The following is a 21,213-nucleotide window of genomic DNA, read 5'->3' as shown; positions in this document are numbered from 1 at the left end:
ACAGGCAGGCAGGGGAGGCTTCGGTGAATACGCGCACAGCCGAAGCTGCGATTCCGGCTGCACCCGATCTTGCAGGGCTCGAGCCCGTCGAGAAGATCAAGCGTCGCTGGCCGATGTGGCTGGGCGCTGGGCTCACGCTGCTGATGGTGGCGGGGCTGGCGCGCGAGCTGTTCGGCGGCGGGCTGACCGGGCTGGCGCGGGCAATGCCCACCAACCCGCTCTTCTACCTCGTCTTCGTGCTGTATTATCTCGGCTCGCCGACCTTCGACTACATCATTTTCCGCAAGCTGTGGCGCATCCCGATCGACGGGATGATCGCGCTCCACAAGAAGCGGATCGCGAACGAAGTGCTGCTCGGCTATTCGGGCGAGGCCTATTTCTACGCCTGGGCACGCCAGCGCACGCAGATGGTCGCGGCCCCTTTCGGCGCGGTGAAGGACGTGACGATCCTTTCCGCGATCGCCGGCAACGCGATGACGCTGGCGGTGGTGGCGATGGCGCTGCCATTCGGCATCGACCTGCTGAAGCCCGCTGAGTTCAATACGCTGATGGGCTCGATCGCGGTGATCTTCGCGATGTCGCTGCCCTTCCTGATCTTTTCCAAGCGAGTCTTCTCGCTGCCCCGCGGCGAGCTGTGGTGGGTGTTCAGCATCCATTGCATGCGCATCATCACCAGCTCGGTGCTGATCGCCTTCGCCTGGCATTTCGCGATGCCGCAGGTTTCGATCGGCATCTGGCTGCTGCTGTCGGCAGGGCGCCTGCTCGCCTGGCGCCTGCCGCTGGTGCCGAACAAGGAACTGCTGTTCGCCAGCTTCGCGATCATGGTGATCGGTCAGGGCGAGGCGCTATCCGAACTGATGGCGCTGATCGCCGGCCTTTCGCTGGTCGCGCACATGGTCCTGATTGCCGGCTTCGGCCTGCATGCTTTGCTTACGAGGAAAACCGCATGAAGCGCACCGTCCTTCTGGCCGCGACGCTGCTTGCCGCCGCTGCTGCGCATCCGGCCTTTGCGCAGACGCTGGGCGAGGACGCCGGCGCCTGCACCAGCGGCCACGGCCCGGCCATCCAGGCCGAGATCGTCGGTCTCAAGGACCGCACCGGGCGGCTGAAGCTGGAGCTGTATCCGGCGACCGAGGAAGATTTCCTCAAAGACGACCGCGACCTGATCAAGGAAGGCAAGACCTTCCGCCGGATCTGGGCGAATGCGCCGCCCTCGGGCCCGGTGATCCTGTGCATCCGCGTGCCGGCGCCGGGCGAATATGCGGTGCTGTTCACCCATGATCGCGACGGCAAGAACAAGTTCAACTTCTGGTCGGACGGCGCCGGCTTTCCGTCAAACCAGCGCCTGGGCCGCAGCCGTCCCAAATTGCGTCAGGCGATGGTGCGGGTCGGGAACGGTGTGACGACCGTGACGATTAGAGCGCAGTATCTGCGCGGCCTGGGAGGATTCAGCCCGCTCGATTGAGGAGCCGCATGCGCATCGTCGACGTCAACGAGTTCTACTCACCCACCGGCGGCGGGGTGCGCACCTATCTCGATCGCAAGATGGGCCTGATGGCCGATCTGGGGCATGAGCTGATCGTCGTCGCCCCCGGCGCCGAGAATGCAGTGGAGGAACGCCCCGGCGGCGGCGCGATCCACTGGATCAAGGCGCCGCCGCTGCTGCTCGATCGCAACTACCGCATCTTCGTCAAGGACGAGCCGGTCTGGGCCGCGCTCGATCGGCTCAAGCCCGATATCGTCGAGAACAGCTCGCCCTGGCTGCCCGCCTGGACGGTAGGGCGCTGGCAGGGCGACGCGCTCAAGGTCTATTTCGCGCATGGCGACCTGGTCGGCACCTATCCGCAGCGCTGGCTCGACACGGTCGCTACGCCGCTGCAGGTTGAGCAGGCGTTCGGCTGGTACACCAAATATATGGCGCGCTTCCTGGCGCACTACGACGCGTTCGTGACCAACGGCCCGGCGCTCGCCAAACGGTTCGAGCGGCGTGGGCTCAAGGTCGATGCTTCGGTGCCGCTGGGCATCGATCGCGGGTGGTTCTCTCCCGATCTGCGCGACGAGAAGCTGCGGGTGTCGCTGCTAGCGCAGCTGGGCCTGCCGCCCGAGGGGCATCTGCTGCTCGGGCTCGGGCGCCAGCACAAGGAAAAGCGCTGGCCGCTGGTGGTCGAGGCGGTGGAAGCCGCCGCCAACGATCTGCCGGTGGGGCTGATGCTGCTCGGCGACGGGCCGCAGCGCGCGCAGCTCGAGGCGCTGATCGCCGGCAGCCCCCACATCCGCATCTTCCGCCCCGTCTATGACCGGCTGCGACTGTCGCGCATCGTCGCCAGCTGCGACGCGCTGATCCACGGATCGGATGCCGAACCGTTCGGGCTGGTCGCCTGGGAGGCGCTCGCCTCCGGGCTGCCGCTGATCGGCCCCGACGAGGGTGGCTTCGCCGAGATCGCCGAGCCGCCCTTTGCGGAGACCTATGCAGCGCGGGACACGCGGTCGGCGGCGGAAGCAATTCGGCGGCTGTTCGCGCGCGACCAGACGATCCTGCGGCACGGGGCTCGGGTAGGCGCCAGGAAGGTGCGCAGCGACGCCGATCACGCCGCCGCGCTGATGGACTATTATGCCGGCTTGCTGGCGGCGCGGCGCGGCGGCTCGGCCGCCGAAGTCTCGGGCGCGGCATAGACGGTGGTCGGCACCGTGCCGATCATATAAGTACCGCGCGACGCATAGCCTAGGCGGTGGAGATAGTGCTCCACGCGGCCCCGCACCGCCAGCCGCTCGCCGCGAAACGGCGTGCGCATCACCACGACTGCCGGGCGCTGGGCGAAAATCCGATCCACCTCGGCGATCTGGTCGACCCCGAGCGCGCCGTTTTCGCGCTCGCGCGACAAGTGATCGGGGAATAGCCATGGGCTCAGTGCGCAGCGCCCGGTTGCGCCATACAGCATCGAATTGCCCGAATGGACATAGAGGCAGCCGTCTCCCCGTCCGATCGCATCGGCGATCGTCGCCAACTGGACGGCGTTGCCGCGCTTGGCCTGGGCGGTGAACACGCAGACCGTTCCCGCGACGAACGCCGTCGCCAGCAGCAAAGGGGCGACGATACGGCGGCCGATACGCTCGCGGGCGAAGAAGGCGGCGCAGCCCAGGCTGCCTGGCACCATCGCCGGCAGCGCGTAATGCGGATACCAAGAACCGAACACGATCAGGCCGACCAGCGCCGCGATCAGCCAGCCGAACAGCAATATATGGGCGGGACGAAGCGCGCCCGCGCGCCGCACGCCGATCCATCCTTTGCAGCTCAGGACCACCAGCGGCGCGAGCGGCACCGACACCTCGAAGAACGCGCCTACCAGATCGATGAACGGGTCACTCCTGCGGTCGAGGATCGAGCCGAAATTCGCATACAGCCACGAATCGAAATGGCCGAGCCAGGCATAGACTCCGGCCGCGAGCAGCGTCGGAAGGATCGCCACGCCGGCATAGCCGAGCCCGCGCCGCGCGACATGGTGCAGGCTGCCGCCGAGCATTGCCTCGCGGTGCAGCAGCCACATCCCAAGGAACAGCCCCTCGAACAGCACCGTGTACTTCACCTGCAGCGCCAGCCCGATCAGCAGCATCGCCAGCAGGTTGCGGCCGATGCGGACGGGATCGCCGTCGCGATCGTCGGCGCGGGGCAGCAGCAGCGAGACTGCGCCCATGGTGAGGAGGTTGTAGAAGACCGGCGCCTGCCCGCCTTGGCCGTCGGCCACGTTGAGCATCAGGATGTAGAGCAGGGCGGCGGGCAGCGCGCCGGCGCTCCAGCCGACCCGGTCGGCCGTCCGCGCGATCATGCCGGCGGTAAGCACCACGCAGGCCAGCGCCATCAGCTGATAGGCGAGGATGCCCCAGGGCATGCCAAGTGCCGCGGCGGGAAGGTAGAGAAGGAACAGGCCGACGGGCTTGCGGTCCCAGATGTCGACAAAGGGCAGCGCGCCGTGGAGCAGGCGCTGGGCGGTGACCAGGTAGAATTGCTCGTCTACCCCCACCAGCGGGTTGCCGAATGTGACCGCGCGCACCGCCATCGCCGTCGCCAGCAGCGTGATCCAGCGCGGCAGGGCTGCAGCAGCGGCGGCAAAGCCTACTTTCGGCTCGGCAATGCCGAGGGATGCGATACGTGTTGCCATCAGCGGCCGGCGCCTGCCGTAAAACGGGAAAAGCTCACGTGCGTCTTTCGTCTCCGTGCTGCCATCGGTGTATTACCGCCCAGCAGGTTGCGCCCCCATTATCAACGCCCCGAAATCGACTCGGGGCTCTGCCTAGCCGAGCTAGGCGCGCCTGTCACGAACACGAACCCAATCGCCGCCCCCTAGCGGCCGACCGAAAAAGGGACGCGACCAGACGATCCTGAGTCCAAAGCGACGCCGAACATGCGGGCGCGCGCGCATGGATTAGTAGGAGGCGCCGCTGGCCACATACCGCTCGGCGCTGCGATCGTCGACTGCCGCCCCATAAACCGAGATGTAGTCATCTCCGATCGGATAGCGTCCGCGCAATCGATAGCCGTCGCGCTGCAGGTACTGCAGAACCCGTTCGCGCACGACGCGGCGCTCGCCGGAAAAGGGCGTGCGCATCGCGACGACTGCCGGATGACGGCGGAAGATCCGATCCACTTCCTCCAACTGGTCGACTCCAACCGCGCCATTCTCGCGCTCGCGCGCGAGATGACTGGGGAAGACCCATGCCGAGGCAGCACATCGCCCGGAAGCGGCGTAGATCGCGGTGTCGCCGGAATGGAGGTAGAGGCACCCTGGGCCGTGCCCGATGGCTGCGGCGATCGTCTCCAGTTGCGCGTCGTTTCCGCGGCGCCAGGCCGAGGTCACGACAATCGTCTCGCCGGCGACGAGGGCAACCGCCAGCAGCGCCGGTGCGACGATCCGTCGACCCTGCGGCGCTGCGCCGAAGAAACCGGCACAACACAAGCTCGCCGGCATCATCACCGGCAGCGCATAGTGATTGAACCAGGATCCGAACAGGATCAGCCCGACGACCGAAGCGATTAGCCATCCGAACAGGAGGTTGCGGCGTTGTTCGGTAAGGGCATCCGCCGGTGGAAGCCGGCGGGAAAACCAACAGACCGTGAGCAGCGGGCCGAGAAACAGCACCATTTGCAGGAAGGCTAGCGCAAGCTCGCTCGCCGGATCGCTTTTCCGATCGAGTATCGACTTGAAGTTAGCGAAAAACCACGCGTCGAAATGGCCCAGCGCGGCATAGACGGCGCCGGCAAGGACCGTCGGCACCATCGCCGCCAGGGCGTAGGCGGCGATGCGGATGGCCCATTGCAGCGGCGTCGCGCCCAGGCGCCATTCGCGCACGGTGAGCCACAAGCCGAGGAACAGGCCTTCGAACAGGACCGAATATTTGACCTGCATCGCTAGCCCGACGAGGAGCATGGCGCCCATCGCTCGGGCGATCCGCCGCCAGTCCGCCGCCGCGTCGTCGGCGCGAGGCAGGACCAGTGCGATCGCGCCGATCATCATCAGATTGTAGAAGATGGGCGCTTGCCCGCCCTGGCCGTCGGCGATGTTCAGCATGAAGATGTAGAGCAGCGCGGCCGGGGTCGCGCCCCGATGCCAGCCAGCGCGATCGGCGAGACGGGCGATCATCACCGCGGTGAGCACGACGCTTGCCAGCGCCATCAGCTGATATGCGAGGATCCCCCACGGAAAACCGAGCGCCGCGGCCGGCACGTAGAGCAGGAAGAGCCCCACCGGCTTGCGATCGAAGATGTCGACGAAGGGCAGGGCGCCGTGCAGCATGTGCTGGGCGGTGACGAAATAGAATTCTTCGTCGACATGGACGAGGGGGTTGCCGAAGGTGGGGCTGCGGACGAGCGCTGCGGCCACAAGCAGTACCAGCCAGCGCGGCAGCGCTGCGGTCATGGAACGCCAGTCCTTGCGGGCGACGGCGGCGCCGTGCGTTTCGATCCGCGCCGTCATATCAGGGCCTTGCCGGGAGCAAGTCGAATAGATGTCACCTGCGTATTCTTCTCCATGCCGCCGGCGGGTCTGCCCCTGCCGCGCGGGTGTGCGTTCCCGCCTATCATGCTCCGAATGCGATGCGCGCGCTCGCCTAGCCGAGTTTTCCGGCGCTGTCACGAACACGACACCAATCGCGGTCACCTACCGGCCGACCGAAAAAGGGACGCGACCAAATGACTCTTCGACTCGACCGCCGTTCGCTGCTGCTCACTGGAACGCTCGGCATCGGCGCGCTGGCGCTGCCGGGCGCTGCGCTCGCGCAAGCGACTGCGCGCGGCTTCACCCATTCGGTGGCGAGCGGTGAGCCGGGGCCGGACACGATGCTGCTGTGGACGCGCTACGTCCCCGCCGATGGCGGCGCGGTGAAGCTGCGCGCGCAGATCGCCACCAGTGCCGATTTCACCCATATTGTCGCCGAGGGCGAGCAGATCACCGGCCCGTGGCGCGACCATACCGCCAAGGTGACCGTCGCCGGCCTCGCGCCCGACACGCGCTATTTCTACCGGTTCGTCGCGCCCGACGGCAGCTTCTCGGCCGTAGGCCGCACCAAGACGCTGCCGCTGGGCGAGGCCCGCCGCTTCGGCATCGCGATCTTCTCCTGCTCGAACCTGCCGTTCGGCTATTTCAACGCTTATGGCCATGCCGCGGCGCGCGACGACATCGACCTGTGGGTGCACCTCGGCGACTATCTCTACGAATATAAGCAGGGCGGCTATGCGCCGGCGGGCGGCGCGATCGGCGGCCGCTGGCCGGAGCCGGCGGGCGAGATGATCCATCTCGCTGACTACCGCCTGCGCTATGCCAGCTACCGCGCCGATCCCGACCTCCAGGCGCTCCATGCCGCCAAGCCGATGCTGATCCAGTGGGACGATCATGAAAGCGCCAATGACAGCTGGGAGGGCGGCGCCGAGAATCACCAGCCCGATACGGAAGGCGATTGGAGCGCCCGCAAGGCAGCGGCGATGCAGGTGTTCCGCGAGTGGATGCCGGTTTCCGAAACGCCCTGGGGCACCTATGAGATCGGCACGCTGGCGACCTTCTTCCGCACCGAGAGCCGGCTGCTCGCGCGCAGCCAGCAGCCCGATGTTGCGCCGCTGTTCAAGGACGCCGATCCGGTCAAGGCGCTCACCGCCTTCCGCGACGGTGCCTGGCACGATCCCGCGGTGACGATGCTCGGCAGCGAGCAGGAAGTGTGGCTCGACCATGCCATGCGCCGCTCGGTGAAGGCGGGGCAGCGCTGGCAGGTGGTCGGCTTCGGCACGATCATGGGCAATCTGTCGACCCCCGCCGCGGCCATGGACTGGCTGGCGCCCGACGCCGATCCGCGCGCCAAGGCCTATGTCCAGGCCGGCGTGCTGGCGGGCAAGCTGGGCCTGCCGCTCGGCTATGACAGCTGGGGCGGCTATCCGGCGGCGCGGGCGCGGTTCCTCAAGTCGTCGCAGAGCATGGGCGCCAACCTGCTGGTGGTGTGCGGCGACAGCCACAATGCCTGGGCGTTCGACCTGGCGCAGGATGGCAAGGCGGCGGGCGTGGAGTTCGCCGGACAGGCGGTGACCTCGCCGGGCTTCGAAAGCGCGCTCAAGACCGATCCGAAGGTGATCGCCGCCGCGATGGTGAAGGCGAACCCCGAGCTGAAATGGTGCGACACCAGCCGCCGCGGCTACATGGCGCTGACGCTCACGCCGGACCAGGCGCGCAATGACTGGGTTTTCGTCGACAACGTCACCGAGCGCAGCCTGAAGGCCAGCGTGGGGCATAGCGCCATCGTGCAGCGCGGCCGTAACGTGATGGGGTAAGAAAAGCTAAACCGTATCCTCCCCCGCCAGGGGGGGGCGGCGAAGCCTGACGGAGGGGGAGGAAGCACGCAGGCTCGAGAGGTTCTGGCATCCCTCCCCTCCGTCGCCTTCGGCGCCACCTCCCCCTGGCGGGGGAGGATACGCTGTTTCAGTGCAGCCAGAGTGCGGCTGCCACTAGCCCAGCACCCGCCACCAGCGCCGTCGCGATCCACCCGCCCGCCTTGGCGATCGCCTGCGCCACGCCGGTATCCACCACCGGCGCCTCCAGCCGTGCCGCCGCCGCGCGCAGCAGGCGTGGTGCATCTTCGCCGAGCTCCACCAGCGCCAGCGCCAGTGCCGCCGAACTCGCCGCCATCCGCGCCGGGCCGAAGCGGTTGGCGAGCAGCGCCACCTGCGCCCGCCCGATCGCGCCCGACAGGTCGAAGCCCGGTGCGATGCGATCGAGCACGCCGTCCATCGTCACCATCGCCTTGAACACCAGCAGCAGGTCCGGCGGCAGCACCAGCCCCTCCTCGCGCAGCAGCCGAAGGAAGTCCGGCATCATCGCGGAGAGGACGAGCGTGCCGCCGCCATGGCGCTGGACGATCGCCTCGGCGGCGCGGTCGATCGTGCGGCGGGGGACGCCGTGTCCCTCGCTCCACAGCGCCAGCGTGTCGGCAAGCGCCCGCGCGTTGCCGCCGGTCAGCGCGAGCACGAAGGCGATGAACTCGTCGCGGCGCTTCGGGCCGACATGGCCGATCGAGCCGAGGTCGAGCAGCGCCAGCTTGTCGCCGGGCAGGCAGAGCAGATTGCCCGGGTGGGGATCGGCATGGAAGCGGCCGTTGACCAGCACCATCGCAATCACGGTGTCGGCGCCCAGTTCGGCAATCGCCTCGGGGTCGACGCCGGCAGCGCGCAGCGCTTCGCCCGAGACCGGCTTCACGCCGGCGATGAAATCCATCACCAGCAGCGTCTCGGAGGTCCATTGCCAGTGGATCTCGGGCACCACGACCCGCGGCGTGCCTGCCATGTCGGCGCGGAGCAGATCGGCGTTGCGGCCCTCGTTGGTGAAATCGAGTTCTTCGAGCAGCGCCTGGCGTAGCTGTCGCGCCAATGCGACGGGTTCGAAACGCCGCGCCTCCGCGCTGCTCCTGGCGACCAGCGCAGCCAGCTCGCCGATCAGCCGAAGGTCCGCCTCCATCGCCGCGCGGATGCCGGGGCGGCGGATCTTCAGCACCACCTCGCGCCCGTCCGCCAGCCGCGCACGATGGACCTGCGCCATCGAGGCGGCGGCGAGCGGCGTGGGATCGAACCAGGCAAAGGCTTCTTCCGGCGGCATGCCGAGCGCCGCTTCCACCTCGCCGCGGATTGCCTCGAAGGGCAGCGTCGGCGCGGCGCTCTGGAGCAATTCCAGCTCGGCGATCCACTCGGGCGGCAGCAGGTCGCCGCGGGTGGCGAGGATCTGGCCGATCTTCACATAGGTTGGACCCAGCGCCTCCAGCGCCAGGCGGGTGCGGCGGGGCAGGGGCAGTGCGCCGGTCTCGGCATCGGCCGCATCGGCCTCGCCTGCAAAGCCGAGCTTTTCCAGCAGCACGCCCAGCCCGAAGCGCGCCGCCACGGCGGCGACGGTCCGCACGCGGGCGGAGTCGCGCACCGTGGCGGTGAGCAGCCGGAGCATCAGTCGAGCGACTTGGTGGCCTGCTCGAACATGTCCTTGCTGAGGCCCGGGCTGGCGACGATCCGCTCCAGCTCGCCCCGCATCAGTGCGGCGCGGGTGGGATCGAAGCGCTTCCAGCGGCCGAGCGGCGGCACCAGCTTGGCGGCGGTCTGCGGGTTGAGCTTGTCGAGCGCGATCAGCTGGTCCGCGACGAAGCGATAGCCTCGGCCCGAAGGATCGTGGAACGCCCGCTGGTTGATGCTGAACGCGCCGACCAGCGCCCGCGCCCGGTTGGGGTTGGCGAGCGTGAAGTCCGGGTGCCGGGCCAGCTTCTCGACCGCGGCGAGCGTATCCTCGCGCGAGGACAGCGCCTGGGTCTGGAACCACTTGTCCAGCACCAGCGCGTTGCCGGCATAGCGCTGGTAGAAGGCCTCGATCGCCTTCTCCCGCAGCGGCGACGTGCCGTTGACCAGGGTGGCGAGGCCGCCCTGGCGATCGGTCATGTTGTCGGCCGCGTCGAACTGGGCAAAAGCGAGCTCCGCCGCATCGGCCGCGCCGCTAGCGGCGATATAGCCGAGCGCCACATTCTTCAGCCGGCGCGCGCCCTTGGCGGCCGGCGAATATTCGAAGCGATTGGCGCGTGCACCCTCATAGGCGGCACGCCATTCGGCTTCGAGCAGGTTGCCGAGATCGGCACGCAGCGCTTCCCGCGCGCGGAAGATCGCGTCGGGATCCACCACTGCCATCTGGTCGCCGATGAAGCTGTCCGAGGGGAGCAGCACCGCCTCGGCGATGAAGGCGCGGTCGAGCGACGGATCGGTCAGCGTGTTGCGGACCGCGTCGACCAGCGCGCCATGCTCGCCCTTGCCGGTGGTCACCGCGGCGACCAGGGTATCGAGCATCAGCTGCTGCATCGCCTCGTAGCGCGCGAACGGATCGTCGTCATGCGCCGAAAGGAAGGCGAGGTCGGCCGCGCTGCGATTGGCGTCGACGATGACGGGTGCCGAGAAGCCGCGGTTGATCGAGAGCACCGCGCGCTCGGGAAGGTTCTCGAAGTGCAGCGCCTGCTCGGGCTTGTCGAGCAGCACCAGTTGCTCGTCGGTCAGCGGGGCGCCGCTCTTCTCGCCGAACAAGCGGATCTTGAGCGGCAGCACCATCGGCTCCTTGACCGGCTGCCCCGGCGTCGGCGGCACGGTCTGGGCGAGCGCGAGGCGGGTGGTGGTGCCGTCCTGCACCAGATTGGCGGAAACCCGCGGCGTGCCCGCCTGGCTGTACCAGCGGCGGAACTGGCCGAGATCGACCCCGCCGGCCTCCTCCATGCTCGCCACGAAATCCTCGCAGGTGGCGGCGGTGCCGTCGAAGCGATCGAAATAGAGGTCGGTCGCGGCGCGGAACTTCTGCGGCCCCAGGATGGTCGCCATCATCCGGATCAGCTCGGCGCCCTTGTTGTAGATGGTCGCCGTGTAGAAGTTCGAGATCTCGATATATTCGTCCGGGCGCACCGGGTGGGCGAGCGGGCCGGCATCCTCGGGGAACTGGCTGGCGCGAAGCGAGCGCACATCCTCGATCCGCTTGACCGCCGCGGAGCCCTGATCGGCCGAGAAGCTCTGGTCGCGGAAGACGGTGAAGCCTTCCTTGAGGCTCAGCTGGAACCAGTCGCGGCAGGTGACGCGGTTGCCCGACCAGTTGTGGAAATATTCATGGGCGACGACGGCGGCGATGGCGTCATAGTCCCAGTCGGTGGCGGTATCGGGATCGGCGAGGATGTAGCGGCTGTTGAAGACGTTCAGCCCCTTGTTCTCCATCGCGCCGAAGTTGAAGTCGTCGACCGCGACGATGTTGAACACGTCGAGATCATATTCGCGGCCATAGACCTCCTCGTCCCACTTCATGCTGAGCTTCAGCGCGTGCAGGGCGTGGTCGGTCTTGGGCAGGTCGGGCGCGCGGACATAGATGCCGAGTTGTACCTCGCGGCCGGACATGGTCGTGAAGGTGCCGGTGTTGGCAACGAGGTCGCCCGCGACCAGCGCGAACAGATAGCTCGGCTTGGGGAAGGGGTCGTGCCACTCCGCCCAGTGGCGGCCGCCCTCGGCATCACCCTGCGCGATCGGATCGCCATTGGCGAGCAGCACCGGGAAGCGCACCTTGTCCCCGGTCATGCGGACCTTGTACTTGGAGAGCACGTCGGGGCGATCGGGGAAGAAGGTGATGCGGCGGAAGCCTTCGGCCTCGCACTGGGTGCAGAGCATGCTCGACGAGGCATAGAGGCCCTGGAGCTGGGTGTTGCGCTCCGGCGCGATCACCACTTCGGTCTCGATGGTGTGGCTGTCGCCGGTGAGCGGGATCACCAGATCCTGCCCTTCCATCCGCCAGTTCTGCACCGCTGCGCCGTCGACCTTCACCGCGGCAGCTTCGAGCCCGTCGCCGTTCAGCACCAGCGCGCGATCATGCGTGCCGTTGCGGGTGACGTGGAGCGTCGCCCGAACCCGCGTAGCAGCCGGGTCGAGGTCGAAATCGAGCGCGATTTCGGGCACCAGCCAGTCGGGTTGACGATAGTCCTCACGGCGAATGGCCTGGGGGGCTGCGGCGGCGATGCGGGCGTCACTCATACCGGTTCGATATAGGACAAGCGGCCCCGGCTGCTACTCTATTCTCTCGATTACCTTCAGCGGAAACGTCGTCGGTGCGTTGGTGTGACGTTACGGAATCGAAATGTCGCGGCGGCGGCGCAGGTGGGAATTGACCGCTCTAGCATCCCTGCTAGGCTTGAAATATTCTTGCGATCCACAGGGAAACCCGATGCTTCGACCGACTGCGCCGCTTGCCCTTCTCCTTGTCGCGGCGTCGCCCGCGTTTGCCCAGACCGCCGCTGAGCGCAATGCCGTCATCACCGCGCCGCTTCCCGCCGACCAGGCCGCGCTGAAGAGCCATGTGATGTTCCTCGCGTCGGATGCGCTGAAGGGCCGCGAGGCGGGATCGCCGGAGTTCGAGATCGCGGCGAACTATGTCGCCTCCCAATTCTACGCCGCAGGCCTGAAGCCGGCGGGTGATGACGGCGGCTATCTGCAGAAGGTGCCGCTGATCAGCTACAAGCTGGACGGCAGCGGCGCGATGTCGATCGGCCGCGCCAAGGGTGCGCCAGTCACGCTCGAAGCGGGCAAGGACTTCATCGCCGGCGCCAACCCGGAAAAGCCGGAATACAGCGTCACCGCGCCGGTGGTGTTCGTCGGCTACGGCATCGTCGGGCTGGGGCGCGACGACTACAAGGGCGTCGACGTGAAGGGCAAGATCGTCGCCTTCTTCGGCGGCGCGCCGTCGAGCTTCCCGGGTGAGGAAGGCGCGCACTTCCAGAACCCCGCCGCCAAGGCCGAGATCGCGAAGAAGCACGGCGCGGTCGGCTATGTCACGCTCGAATCGCCGCTCACCGCCAAGACGCGGCCTTTCGCGATGTACGCCGCCTATGCCAACCGGCCGCGCGTCACCTGGGGCAATGCCGATGGCACCGGCCATATCGCCGCGCCGGGCACGCCGGGCCTGGGGCTGCTGAGCCTCGCCGGCGCCGAGAAGCTGTTCGCGGGGGCGAAGACGCCGTGGTCGGCGATCGCCAAGGCAGCGGCGGTGGACGGCGCGACCTTCAAGGCGATCCAGCTGCCGGGCACGCTGACGATCGCAACCAAGACCGTGCTGACCCCGATGCCGAGCTTTAACGTCGCGGGGATGATCGAGGGCAGCGATCCCAAGCTGGCCGGCGACGTCGTCGTGCTCTCCGCCCATCTCGATCATATCGGCGTGGGCAAGCCCGACGCGAAGGGCGACACGATCAACAACGGCGCGCTCGACGATGCGATCGGCACCGCCTCGCTGATCGAGGAGGCCAAGCGGTTCAAGGCGGCCGGCACCAAGCCCCGCCGCTCGATCCTGTTCCTGGCGGTGACGGCGGAGGAGAAGGGCCTCGTCGGCTCCGACTATTTCGCCAACAACCCTACGATTCGGAACACCATCGTCGCCGACGTGAACCTCGACATGCCGATCATCACCTATCCGTTCGAGGATATCGTGGTCTACGGCGCCAACCATTCGACGCTGGGGCCGATCGTCGCCAAGGCCGCGGCCGAGATCGGCGTGAAGATGTCCGACGATCCGCTGCCCGGCGAGAATATCTTCGTGCGTTCGGATCACTACAATTTCGTGCGCAAGGGCGTGCCCTCGGTATTCCTGTGGCCAGGTGCGGGTGGCCCGGGTCGCGCGGCGATCGATCACTTCATGAAGAACCATTATCACCAGCCCTCGGACCAGATCGACCAGCAGCCGGCGATCAACTGGCAGTCGGGCGTACGCTTCGTCGACGTGAACTTCCGCATCGCAAATGCGATCGCCAACGGCGACGCGAAGCCGGTGTGGAACAAGGGCGACTTCTTCGGCGTCACCTATGACGGTCCCGGCGCGAAGTAAGCCCTGGTGAAGCGTTCGCTGCTTGCCCTGCTCCTGCTCGCCGGCCCCGCACTGGCGCAGCAGGCGCCGCCGCTCACTCCCGAACAGGCGGCGATCAAGGCGCATGTCCAGTTCCTCGCCTCGGACGCGCTGCGCGGGCGCGAGGCCGGGACGCGCGACTTCGACGTCGCGGCCGAATATGTCGCGGCGCGGATGCTGGCCATGGGCCTCAAGCCGGGCGCGAATGGCGGCTGGTTCCAGCCGGTGAAGCTCACCACCTATCGCCCGGCCGAGAAGGCGGTGTGGACGCTGAAGCGCGGCGGCAAGGACGTGCCGTTCGCCTTCGGCAAGGATTTCGTCAACGAGCCGGTGCCCTCGTCGCCCGACTTCAAGGCGGAAGGCGAGCTGGTCTTCGCCGGCTATGGCATCGTCTATCCGCAGGGGAAGCGCGACGATTACAAGGGCCTGGACGTGCGCGGCAAGATCGTCGCGATCCTCGACGGCACCCCCAAGGGTCTGCCCAACGAGGTCAACGCCCATTTCGGCGACGACGGGCAGAAGGCGCGGCTGGCGGCGGCGCGCGGCGCCAGGGCGGTGCTGGTGGTCGAGACGATCGCGCGTGCCAGGGACTTCAGCGTCGAAAAATTCGCGCCCTATTATGCCTATCCGCGCACCGGCTGGGCGGGGCCGGACGGCATCGCTAACGCGATGTCGCCCCAGGCGCCGGTGGTCGGCCAGGTGAGCCAGGCCGGCGCGGCCAAGCTGTTCGAAGGTGCCCGCATCCGCTGGGCCGACGTGCTCGCCGCACAGACGCGGGGCAGCCGCATGCCGACCGGGCCGCTCACCGGCACCTTGGCGGTGGCGAGCAAGACCCGGCTCTCGACCCGAGACAGCCACAATGTGGTGGGCAGAATCGAGGGCAGCGATCCCGCGCTCAAGGCGCAGACGGTGGTGCTCTCCGCCCATCTCGACCATGTCGGCGTCGGCGAGCCGGTGAAGGGCGACACGATCTACAACGGCGCGATGGACAATGCGATCGGCGTGTCGATGCTGCTGGAGATCGCCAAGGCCATCGAGGAAAGCGGCAAGCGGCCGCGCCGCACGCTGCTGTTCGTGGCGCTCACCGCTGAGGAGAAGGGGCTGATTGGCTCCGATTATTTCGCGCATTTCCCGACGGTGCCGAAGGGCTCGATCGTCGCGGACGTCAATTTCGACATGCCGATCCTCACCTATCCGCTGGTCGACCTCGTCGTGCTGGGCGGCGAGCGGTCGAGCATCGGCCCGGTGGTCGCCGCCGCGGCCAAGGCGGAGGGGCTGGGCGTGGTGCCCGATCCCGAGCCGGAGGAGATGTTCTTCGTCCGCTCCGACCATTACAGCTTCGTGCAGGCGGGCATCCCGGCGGTGTCGATCGATACCGGCCCCGGCGGCACCGGTGCGGTGGCGGCGCGCAAGTTCCTCGACGAGAATTACCATAAGCCGTCGGACCAGATCGACCTGCCGTTCGACTGGAATTCGGCGGTGAAGTACAAGCATGTCGGCCTGGCGACGGTGCAGGCGCTGGCCGATGGCGACGCGCGGCCAAGTTGGAACCAGGGCGACTTTTTCGGGATGCTGTTTGGGAGCGTGCAGTGAGCGTCGTTCGCCTGCTGGTCTTCGGCCCCGGCTATACCGCGTCGCGGCTGATGGCGGCGGTGGAGGCTGGCGGCGGAGTCGTCGCCACCGTCACCCGCGCTACCTTCGCCGATCAGGCGCGCACCCGCGCGGAAATCGCGATGGCGACGCACATCCTCTCCAGCATTCCGCCGGGCGAGGCGGATCCGGTGCTCGCCGCCTATGGCGCGGATCTCGCAGCGAGCCGCAAATGGCTCGGCTATCTCTCCTCGACCGGGGTCTATGGCGATACCGGCGGCGGCTGGGTGGACGAGAGCGCGCCGCTCCGGGGGCGACGCGGCGGCCGGGTCGAGGCGGATCTCGGCTGGGGGGCGCTGCCCAATGCGCATGTCTTCCGCCTGCCGGGCATCTACGGCCCCGAGCGCTCGGCGCTGGAGCGGATGGCGGCGGGGGCGACGCGCGTCTATTTCCCCGGCCAGGTGTTCAGCCGGGTGCATGTCGACGATCTTGTCGCCGGCGTGATCGCAGCGTTCGACGGGCCGCCCGGCGCGTACAACCTCGCCGATGATCTCCCCGCGCCCCAGGCCGAGGTGCTTGCCTATGCCGCCGAGCTGCTGGGGATCGATCCCGGCCCGCTGGTGACGCCCGACGAAGTGGAGCTCAGCGCCGCCTCGCGCGCCTTCTATGCCGAGAACCGGCGGGTGGCCAACGGCAAGGCGAAGCGGCTGCTCGGCTGGCAACCGCGCTACGCCGATTACCGATTAGGCCTGCGCGCCCTCAAGGCCAGCACCAGCCCGACCAGCACCAGCACGCCGCCGCCGACCGCGAGCAGCGACCAGCGATAGCCCTCGAACAGCGTCGACAGCAGCATCGCTATCACGGGGATCAGCACGCTGGTGTACGCCGCCTTGGCCGGGCCGATGGTGCGGATCAGCTGGAAATAGATGGTGAAGGTGATCGAGGAGCCGATCACGCCGAGATAGACGATGCCGAGCAGATAGGCAGGCCGCGTCTCGATCACCGGCGGCCCCACCGTGGCGAGCGCAAAGCTCGCATCGAGCGCCGACCCGATCAGCATCGCCCAGCCGAGCGTGGTCGCCATCGGATAGGCCTTGGCGGTGCCGGTCGCCTGCATGACGTTGGCGACCGAGGCGGAGAGCACGCCCGCCAGTGCGATGCCGATGCCGAGCAGCGCCTCGTGCGGGCCAACCGGGTTGAGCCGCGCCTCATGGAGGAACAGCAGTGCCACCCCGGCCATCGCGACGATCGAACCGATCAGCAGCTGCCGCCCCATCTTCTGGCCGAGGAAGATGCGGGCAAGGATCGCATTCGGCACCAGCAGCAGCGCATAGACCACCGCGACGACGCCCGAGGTGACGTGCGATTCCGCGCGGTAGACGAAGTTGAAGTTCAGCACGAACTGCGCGAGGCCCAGGCACGCGGCGAAGAGGAAGCCGCGCGCATCGAGCAGCAGCCGGTCGCGCCGGAACGCCGCCCAGAGCAATGTCGTCACGCCCGCGACGAGGAAGCGATAGCTTACCGACCAGCTGGGCGGCACCACTGCCAGCTGGTCCTTGATGACGAGCCAGGTCGAGCCCCAGATCAGCGTCACCAGCAGGAAGGGGATCAGCACGGTGATCCGCGCCGAGCGCGGCAGGGCCGGTGCCCCGATCACAGCGCCGCGATCGCCTGGGCCAGTGGGCGGATCGCGTCCTCCGCCTGGTCCCAGCTGGTGACGAGGCGGACTTCGCCCTCGGCCCAGTCGTAGAAGTCGAAGCCGAGCGCGCGCAAGGCTTCGGCTTCCGCCGGGTTCGCTTTCAGGAACACCTCGTTGGCCTGCACCGGGTGGACCAGCCGGTCGCCGGCAGCCTCGGCCAGCAGCCGCGCACCGGCATTGGCGGCGCGGGCATTGGCGAGCCACACATCGTTCTCCAGCATCGCCAGCAGCTGCGCGGCGAGATAGCGGCCCTTGGAGAAGAGCAGCCCCGCCCGCTTGCGGCGGTACAGCGTCACGTCGGCCAGTTCGGGCCGGAAGAACACCAGCGCCTCGGCGCTCATGCCGCCATTCTTGACGAAGCCGAAGCTGAGCGCGTCCACCCCGGCGCGCCAGGTCACATCGCCCGGATGGCAATCGAGATGCGCCACGGCATTGGCGAAGCGCGCCCCGTCCATGTGCAGGCCCAGCTTGCGGGCCTTGGCCAGCTCGCCGATCGCCGCGACTTCGTCGGGCGTATAGACCAGGCCATATTCGGTGGCGTTGGTGATCGAGATCGCGTGCGGCTGCACTTGGTGCACGTCGTTGCGGATCGGATCGACGACGGCATGGATCGCCTCGGGCGTCAGCTTCGCACCCGGCCCGGCGGCGGTCAGCAGCTTGGCGCCGTGGGTGTAGAATTCGGGCGCGCCGCCCTCGTCGCAATTGATGTGCGCGTCGCGGTGGCAGACGATCCCGCCATGCGGCGGGCACAGCGCGGTCAGCGCCAGGCAGTTCGCCGCGGTGCCGGTGGGCACCCACAGCGCGCGCACTTGGGTGCCGAACAGGTCGGAAAAGGCGCCGTCGAGCCGCTTGGACCAGGCATCGCCGTCATAGGCGGTATCGAGCGTGTTGGCCTCCACCAGTGCCTGGAGCACGGGCGGGCAGACGGCGGCGGCATTGTCCGAAAAGAAGCGCATGGCCAGACCCTTGCGGCCTGGCACACGCCCGGTCAACGGTCTGTTACGGCGCCCGGCGCAGCGGCTGGGCTTCGCACAGGATCAGCGCGAACCAGTCCTTCTCGTCGGTCCATTGCTCGATCGGGGTCCAGCCGCCCGAACGGAGCAGCTGGCGCGCGCCGTTGGGGCCGTATTTGTGGCTGTTCTCGGTGTGGATCGTCTCGCCTGCCGCCATCGTGAAGGGGCGGCCGTCGACGGTGAAGTCGACGTTACGCTGCGCCTCCAGATGCATTTCGATCCGGGCATAGTCGGTATTCCAGATCGCGCGGTGGCGGAAAGCGTCAACCGGGATGGTGCCGTCCAGCTCGCGGTTGATCCGGGTGAGCAGGTTGAGGTTGAACGCCGCGGTCACGCCCGCCGCATCGTCATAGGCGGGGACGAGGATCTCGGGCGACTTGACCCGATCCATGCCGATCAGCAGCCGCGCGCCTTCGCCGAGCCATTCGCGCATCGCGCGCAGCAGGTCGACCGCGTGCCAGGCGTTCATGTTGCCGATCGTCGAGCCGGGGAAGAAGCCGAGCTTGGGCAGCGTCGTCACCTGCTCGGGCAGCGGCACCGGCCGTAAGAAATCCGCCTCGACCGGATAGACAGGCAGGCCCGGAAACGCCTGGGAGAGCTGCGCCGCGGAATGGCGCAGGAACTCGCCCGAAATGTCGATCGGCACATAGGCGGCCGGCTCGATCGCGCGGAGCAGTCGCGGTGTCTTCACCGAAGAGCCCGAGCCGAATTCCACCACCGCCGCATTCGGGGCGGCAAGGTCGCCGAGATCGCCAGCGATCGATTCGAGCAGCGCCGTCTCGGTGCGGGTCGGGTAATATTCCGGGAGCTCGGTAATCTCCTCGAACAGCTCCGAGCCGCGGCGGTCGTAGAACCAGCGCGCAGGGATCGCGCGCGGGCTGGCGGCGAGGCCGGTCAGCACATCCGAGCGGAAATGGGGGTCGGCAAGGCTCGCCTGGCCGTCTTCGAGTTCCTGCTTGAGCATCAGAGGTCCTTCGCCAGACGCACGCCGGTGAACTGCCAGCGCTGGTGGGGATAAAAGAAATTGCGGTAGCTGGCGCGGACATGGCCGCGCGGGGTGGCGCAGCTGCCGCCGCGCAGCACGAACTGCCCGCTCATGAACTTGCCGTTATATTCGCCGACCGCGCCCTCCGCGGTGCGGAAACCGGGATACGGGCGATAGGCGCTGCCGGTCCATTCCCACACGTCGCCGAACCAGGCGGGGCCGCCGGTGGACGGGCGCGGCTCGACCGGGCCAGCGGCATCGAGCTGGTTGCCGCCCAGCGGATCGGCACCCGCTGCCGCGGCTTCCCATTCGAACTCGGTAGGCAGCCGGGCGCCCGCCCAGCTGGCATAGGCATCGGCCTCGAAGAAGCTGACATGCGTCACCGGCGCGGCCGGATCGATCGGGCGGCGGCCGTCGAGTCCGAAGCGGGTCCACACGCCGTCGATCTCCGCCCAATAGAGCGGGGCGGCAATGCGATTGGCCTGCACCCAGGCCCAGCCGTCCGAGAGCCAGTGGCGCGGGTCGGCATAGCCGCCATCGGCGATGAACGCCGCCCATTCGCCGTTGGTGACGGTACGATCGGCGAGCGCATGCGGGTGAAGAAGGGTGGGGTGGCGCGGGGTCTCGCAATCGAAGGCGAAGCCCGCCAGATCCTCGGGCATGTCGATGCCCGCGCTGGCTTGACCCGTCGTGCCCTCGATCCAGCCGATCGGTCCGGGCATCGCTACCGGCACCTTGGCCGGGGCCGGCCACATCGCGGGTTCGAGCGGGTTGGCCGAGAAATGGTGGAGGATGTCGGTGAGCAGCAGCTCCTGGTGCTGCTGCTCGTGCTGGCAGCCGAGCCCGATCAGCGCCAGCGCCTCGGGCGGCAGAGTCGGCATCGCCGCTACGATCGCCGCATCCACCGCGGCGCGATAGGCGTGGACCTCGTCCAGTGTCGGGCGCGAGAGCATGCCGCGGCGGGGGCGGGCATGGCGCTGGCCCTCGGCCTCGTAATAGCTGTTGAACAGGAAGGGCCAGCGTTCGTCGAACAGACGATAGCCGGGGACATGATCGCGCAGCACGAAGGTTTCGAAGAACCAGGTCGTGTGCGCGAGATGCCATTTGGCCGGGGAGGCATCGTCCATCGACTGGAGCGTCGCATCGGCATCGGACAGCGGCGCCACCAGCGCGGTGCTGAGCGCGCGAACGCCCGCGAACTGCGCCGCCAAGGCGTCCGGGGTGGCGGCATTGGCGGGCATCGTTCGCATTCTGTTCTCCTACCGCAGGCCGGTTGCGCGGGCAACCCATACGGAGGGATGCGCGCGGAACGGGCTATTGGTTACGAGGTCCCCCAGGGACCCACAAAACGTCCGCAGCGCCCTTTTGGTTCATGGTGCGCGCCGCCACGAACAAAAAATCTGAAAGTCTATTGAGATAGATGAGGGCATTGCTGCTCAGCGTGCCCTGGTCGTTGGCGGCCACCGCGGCGCGTTCGGCACGGCGGGTGATCGCGCGGGCAAGGTGGATCGCCGCCGCCGCCGGGCTGCCGCCGGGCAGCACGAAGCTGTTGAGCGGTTGGAGATCGTCGTTGAGCGCGTCGATCGCGGCCTCCAGCCATTCGATCTGTTCGGGCGTGATCCGCAGCACGCCCTCCCGCTCGCCCGGCGTGGCGAGATCGGCGCCGAGATCGAACAGGTCGTTCTGGATCCGGGCGAGCGTCGCATCCAGAGGGTCGCCGGCCACCAGCGTGGTGCGGGCGACGCCAATCGCGCTGTTCGCCTCGTCGATATCGCCGATCGTCTCCATCCGGGCCGAGGCCTTGGAAACGCGCGAGCCGTCGGCAAGGCCGGTGGTGCCGGCGTCGCCGGTGCGGGTGTAGATCTTGTTGAGCTTGACCATGGCAGGGGAGGTAAGGCGAATGGGCTGCCGGTGCTAGGGTGCGAAGGTGCAGGTGCCGACAAACCCCCGCTGCCGGTCGCTAGCGCGGCCAACCACCCCTTGGACGCGTTGGCCGATCTGCTAGGGACGGCG

16 protein-coding genes are annotated in these 21,213 nt (G+C 68.0%); 7 read left to right on the top strand and 9 right to left on the bottom strand.

The window, feature by feature from the left end; translation table 11 throughout:
• Positions 1–23: 23 nt before the first annotated feature.
• Genes ACTJKY_RS00185 through ACTJKY_RS00175 form a run of 3 tightly spaced genes read left to right on the top strand, consistent with a single transcriptional unit; the run spans position 24 to position 2,673 of the window.
• Positions 24–950: a hypothetical protein gene (locus ACTJKY_RS00185; RefSeq protein WP_440843374.1), complete on the top strand. Its 927-nt coding sequence runs from the start codon at positions 24–26 to the stop codon at positions 948–950.
• Entirely contained in the window at positions 947–1,465 is a 519-nt protein-coding gene (locus ACTJKY_RS00180; protein ID WP_440843373.1) for a DUF2141 domain-containing protein, read from the top strand. Before ACTJKY_RS00185 ends, ACTJKY_RS00180 begins: the two co-directional genes overlap by 4 nt.
• Positions 1,466–1,473: 8 nt before the next feature.
• On the top strand, positions 1,474–2,673 hold the full coding sequence (locus tag ACTJKY_RS00175) for a glycosyltransferase (protein WP_440843372.1): 1,200 nt from the start codon (positions 1,474–1,476) through the stop codon (positions 2,671–2,673).
• Here ACTJKY_RS00175 and ACTJKY_RS00170 read toward each other — a convergent pair.
• Positions 2,610–4,157 (bottom strand): hypothetical protein, encoded by a 1,548-nt coding sequence (locus ACTJKY_RS00170; RefSeq protein WP_440843371.1) that lies wholly within the window; start codon positions 4,155–4,157, stop codon positions 2,610–2,612. The genes ACTJKY_RS00175 and ACTJKY_RS00170 overlap by 64 nt on opposite strands.
• A 264-nt stretch (positions 4,158–4,421) precedes the next feature.
• A complete protein-coding gene (locus ACTJKY_RS00165; protein WP_440843370.1) occupies positions 4,422–6,152 on the bottom strand; it encodes an ArnT family glycosyltransferase in 1,731 nt (576 codons plus the stop codon).
• A 32-nt stretch (positions 6,153–6,184) separates the two neighbouring features.
• Between ACTJKY_RS00165 and ACTJKY_RS00160 the strand changes: the two genes are divergently transcribed.
• On the top strand, positions 6,185–7,807 hold the full coding sequence (locus ACTJKY_RS00160; protein WP_440843369.1) for an alkaline phosphatase D family protein: 1,623 nt from the start codon (positions 6,185–6,187) through the stop codon (positions 7,805–7,807).
• A gap of 148 nt (positions 7,808–7,955) precedes the next feature.
• Here ACTJKY_RS00160 and ACTJKY_RS00155 read toward each other — a convergent pair whose 3' ends face one another.
• The gene (locus ACTJKY_RS00155) at positions 7,956–9,464 is read right to left on the bottom strand and encodes an ABC1 kinase family protein (RefSeq protein ID WP_440843368.1); all 1,509 of its coding nucleotides are present in this window, start codon (positions 9,462–9,464) and stop codon (positions 7,956–7,958) included.
• Positions 9,464–12,052 (bottom strand): aminopeptidase N, encoded by a 2,589-nt coding sequence (gene pepN / locus ACTJKY_RS00150; protein ID WP_440843367.1) that lies wholly within the window; start codon positions 12,050–12,052, stop codon positions 9,464–9,466. The genes ACTJKY_RS00155 and pepN overlap by 1 nt, the downstream gene beginning before the upstream one ends.
• Positions 12,053–12,242: 190 nt before the next feature.
• On the opposite strand from pepN, the gene ACTJKY_RS00145 reads away from it, so the two are divergent.
• The 3 genes from ACTJKY_RS00145 to ACTJKY_RS00135 are packed head-to-tail and all read left to right on the top strand — an operon-like array spanning position 12,243 to position 16,330.
• Entirely contained in the window at positions 12,243–13,895 is a 1,653-nt protein-coding gene (locus ACTJKY_RS00145) for a M28 family metallopeptidase (protein ID WP_440843366.1), read from the top strand.
• Positions 13,896–13,901: 6 nt separating this feature from the next.
• Complete coding sequence (locus tag ACTJKY_RS00140; RefSeq protein ID WP_440843365.1) at positions 13,902–15,506, top strand: M28 family peptidase; 1,605 nt, start codon at positions 13,902–13,904, stop codon at positions 15,504–15,506.
• Between the two features lie 50 nt (positions 15,507–15,556).
• Positions 15,557–16,330, top strand: a complete 774-nt coding sequence (locus tag ACTJKY_RS00135; protein WP_440845194.1) for an NAD(P)-dependent oxidoreductase — start codon at positions 15,557–15,559, stop codon at positions 16,328–16,330.
• Here ACTJKY_RS00135 and ACTJKY_RS00130 read toward each other — a convergent pair.
• The 5 genes from ACTJKY_RS00130 to ACTJKY_RS00110 form a co-directional block, all read right to left on the bottom strand.
• The gene (locus tag ACTJKY_RS00130) at positions 16,240–17,160 is read right to left on the bottom strand and encodes a DMT family transporter (RefSeq protein WP_440843364.1); all 921 of its coding nucleotides are present in this window, start codon (positions 17,158–17,160) and stop codon (positions 16,240–16,242) included. The genes ACTJKY_RS00135 and ACTJKY_RS00130 overlap by 91 nt on opposite strands.
• Positions 17,157–18,158, bottom strand: coding sequence for a threonine aldolase family protein (locus ACTJKY_RS00125; protein WP_440843363.1), 1,002 nt, complete (start codon positions 18,156–18,158; stop codon positions 17,157–17,159). The genes ACTJKY_RS00130 and ACTJKY_RS00125 overlap by 4 nt, the downstream gene beginning before the upstream one ends.
• A 43-nt stretch (positions 18,159–18,201) precedes the next feature.
• On the bottom strand, positions 18,202–19,179 hold the full coding sequence (gene egtD / locus ACTJKY_RS00120) for an L-histidine N(alpha)-methyltransferase (RefSeq protein WP_440843362.1): 978 nt from the start codon (positions 19,177–19,179) through the stop codon (positions 18,202–18,204).
• Positions 19,179–20,450, bottom strand: a complete 1,272-nt coding sequence (egtB, locus tag ACTJKY_RS00115) for an ergothioneine biosynthesis protein EgtB (RefSeq protein WP_440843361.1) — start codon at positions 20,448–20,450, stop codon at positions 19,179–19,181. The genes egtD and egtB overlap by 1 nt, the downstream gene beginning before the upstream one ends.
• 64 nt (positions 20,451–20,514) lie before the next feature.
• Positions 20,515–21,081 (bottom strand): cob(I)yrinic acid a,c-diamide adenosyltransferase, encoded by a 567-nt coding sequence (locus ACTJKY_RS00110; protein ID WP_440843360.1) that lies wholly within the window; start codon positions 21,079–21,081, stop codon positions 20,515–20,517.
• Positions 21,082–21,213: the final 132 nt, after the last annotated feature.

Source organism: Sphingomonas sp. 22176 (assembly GCF_052045505.1).
Taxonomy (GTDB): Bacteria; Pseudomonadota; Alphaproteobacteria; order Sphingomonadales; family Sphingomonadaceae; genus Sphingomonas.
The sequence above is the reverse complement of the archived record's forward strand: the minus strand, read 5'-3'. Positions and strand labels throughout refer to the sequence as shown.